This window comes from Streptomyces bobili, assembly GCF_002154575.1.
Lineage (GTDB): Bacteria > Actinomycetota > Actinomycetes > Streptomycetales > Streptomycetaceae > Streptomyces > Streptomyces bobili.
The window spans coordinates 1-2,880 of sequence record NZ_MUBA01000741.1; the positions used below are offsets into that span (position 1 = coordinate 1).

At 71.4% G+C, this 2,880-nt stretch carries 4 protein-coding genes; 3 read left to right on the top strand and 1 reads right to left on the bottom strand.

What is annotated here, in order from left to right; genetic code table 11:
• A partial coding sequence (locus BZL64_RS37035; protein ID WP_341868851.1) for an endonuclease/exonuclease/phosphatase family protein occupies positions 1-536 on the top strand: 536 nt, incomplete at its 5' end.
• Positions 537-783: 247 nt separating this feature from the next.
• On the top strand, positions 784-1,197 hold the full coding sequence (locus BZL64_RS37040; protein ID WP_086773389.1) for a cytidine deaminase family protein: 414 nt from the start codon (positions 784-786) through the stop codon (positions 1,195-1,197).
• A gap of 21 nt (positions 1,198-1,218) precedes the next feature.
• Here the strand turns inward: BZL64_RS37040 and BZL64_RS37045 are convergent, their stop codons facing one another.
• Positions 1,219-2,196, bottom strand: a complete 978-nt coding sequence (locus tag BZL64_RS37045) for a helix-turn-helix transcriptional regulator (RefSeq protein WP_086773390.1) — start codon at positions 2,194-2,196, stop codon at positions 1,219-1,221.
• A 136-nt stretch (positions 2,197-2,332) separates the two neighbouring features.
• On the opposite strand from BZL64_RS37045, the gene BZL64_RS37050 reads away from it, so the two are divergent.
• Entirely contained in the window at positions 2,333-2,728 is a 396-nt protein-coding gene (locus BZL64_RS37050) for a RidA family protein (RefSeq protein ID WP_086773391.1), read from the top strand.
• The last annotated feature ends 152 nt before the right edge of the window (positions 2,729-2,880 follow it).

The following is a 2,880-nucleotide window of genomic DNA, read 5'->3' on the forward strand; positions in this document are numbered from 1 at the left end:
GCGTACTCCCAGGCGTCGAGGAACACCTGGCCGGGGACGGGCGGGGCCGTCCTGTGGCCGCCGAAGAGGCGAATCTCGTCGGAGTCGGGCCAGGCGTTGAAGTCGCCGGTGACGAGGGGCGGGAACGGGGCGTCGCCGCGGTGCGCTGCCGCCAGGTCACCGCTCTAGCCGAGTTCATCGCCCGGCACCGCGGCGACACCCCGTTCCCGCCCCTCGTCACCGGCGACTTCAACGCCTGGCCCGACTCCGACGAGATTCGCCTCTTCGGCGGCCACAGGACGGCCCCGCCCGTCCCCGGCCAGGTGTTCCTCGACGCCTGGGAGTACGCCGACCCGACGGCCCCGTCAGCCACCTGGGACGCCGCCAACCCGTACGTGGCGAAGGGCGGCATGCCCAGCGCCCGTATCGACTACCTCCACATCGGCATGGGCGGACCGGTCCGTGTGCGGGGGGTGCGGCGGGCGGGGGACGTCCCGGTGGACGGCGTATGGCCGTCGGACCACGCGGCGGTGGTGGCGGACCTCAGCGTTTCTTGATGACGGTCAGAAGGGCGGCGAAGGCGGTGGCCGGTCCCACCAGCTCCGGATGCGGGTGGCGAACCCCCTCCGCGGACGCCGATTGGCAGATACAGGCCGGCGATCTGCCGCTCCCACGGCGTGTCGCTGTCCCGGATCTGCCAATTGCTCGGCTGGACGGTCATCGCCGTCAGCATCGGAGCCGCTGCCTTCCCGAGGGCGCGGAAATCCGCTTGTGCGCCCTCGCCGCGCAGGTCAACGTCGTCCGATGACCACGGAGATTCCCCACGTCGACCACGAACTCGTCCAGGCCGCGGCGGACCTTGCCCGCACGCGCTGCCGGGGCGACAACCACACCATGGCAGCCGCGGCCCGCACCGGGGACGGTCGGATCGTCACCGCCGTGAACGCCTACCACTTCACCGGAGGGCCCTGCGCCGAGCTGGTTCTCATCGGTACGGCAGCCGCCCAGGGCTTCTATGAACTGGACACCGTCGTGGCCGTGGGCGACCGCGACCGTGGAGTCGTTCCGCCGTGCGGCCGGTGCCGTCAGGTGCTCCTCGACTACTTTCCCGCGCTCAAGGTCATCGTCGGTGAGGGCGACCGCGTCCGCACGGTCCGCATCACCGAACTGCTCCCCGAAAGCTACGTCTGGGCCGACCATCAACTCGACACGGAGTAGCGAGGGTGGCCCGACGCGGCGCTAGGGCGACGTTCCATAGCGAGTGGCGATCACCGCGGCACGGTTGCGGATGGCCGTACGCAGCTCTTGCGGGGTCAGGACCTCCGCGTGCGTGGCGTGCTGCCACACGGCCCATTCGGCGTGCCGCCGATCCTGGAAGATCAGGGTCAGCCGCAGCCGGCCGTCCGCTTCGGTCTCCTCGGCGCGGACGGCCAGCGCGGTGTCCACCAGGGGTTCGCGCCGGGCCGGGTCCACCCGGACCAGCACGGTGATCTGCTCGTCGCCTCCGTTGCGGAACCGCGTGTTGCGTTCCTGCCAGGCCCGGTCCAGGTCGACCGTGCCCGGTCGCCGCGCGGCCTCGTCGAGGGCCTCGGCGGCCAGCACGCGGGACAGCCGGTAGGTGCGGTCCGCCCCGCCCCTCGTGGCCAGCAGGTAGCCCTGTTCGCGCACGGTGACCAGGCCGATCGGGTCCACCGTGCGCCACCTGGGGGCCTGGTCCACAGCCGCGTACCGGATGCGCAGCCGGTGCCCGGCGAACACCGCGCGCCGGACCTCGGCCCCTATGGCCGCGGACACCTCGTCCGCGGCCACACGGCGCGCGAGGAGGTCGGTCTCCGGGTCGATGAGCAGTCGCTGCGCCGCGCCGGCCGCGGTGTCGCGAAGGCCGTCGGGCAGCGCGTCGACCAGTTTGAGCATGGCCGAGGCGAGCGCCGAGCCGAGGCCGAACTGCTGGGCGCCGCGCCGTGATCCGGCGACCACCAGGGCGAGCGCCTCGTCATGGTTCAGTCCGGTGAGCGCGGTCTGGAATCCGGGCAGCAACGCGAAACCGCCGTGCCGGCCGCGTTCGGCGTAGACCGGCACACCGGCCGCGGACAGCGCCTCCATGTCGCGCAGCACCGTGCGGGTGGACACCTCCAGCTCACGGGCCAGCGTGTCCGCGGTCATCCGACCGCGCCGGCGCAGGAGGAGCACCAGGGAAACCAACCGGTCGGCGCGCACGGGAAAACCCTAGCCAAATACATGACTTGAGGTGTCATGTTTTGTTGGCAGGCTCCGTCGTACGACGTCAAGCGCGGCGGCCACCGAGCTGGTGGACGTACGTGGTGTCCGTGAATCGAATGGAGCTGGTCCTGCGATGGAACGCAATGCGGTCAACCCGGTGTCGTGGTCGGTGGAGATGGGCTTCAACCAGGGTGAGGTCGTCTCCGGTCACTCGCGCACCCTGTACATCTCGGGGCAGACCGCGATGAGTGGCGAAGGCAAGCCCGAGCACGACGGCGACATGGCGGCGCAGTTGGCGCTGAGCACCGCCAACGTCGAGGCCGTGCTCGCCGAGGCCGGAATGTCCCTCGCCAACCTCGTCCGGCTCAACGTCTACACGACCGACGTCGACCTGCTCTTCCAGCACTACGGCGTGCTGGCGGGAAAGCTCGGCGCCGCCGGGGTCGCGCCGACCACCACGATGCTCGGGGTGACGCGTCTGGCGATCCCCGGCCAGATGGTCGAGCTGGAGGGCACCGCCGTCGCGTGAGGTGATCGCGTCTGCTCCGCTGCTCGTGCCGGTCGGACCGGCACGAGCAGCGGAGCGACGGATGCCGACCGGTCGGTGTCGACACGGGCTCGCCGGCCGGGTACAGATGAGGACGGCACCCGCATCGAGCGAGCCGCCCAGCCCCAGAAGCC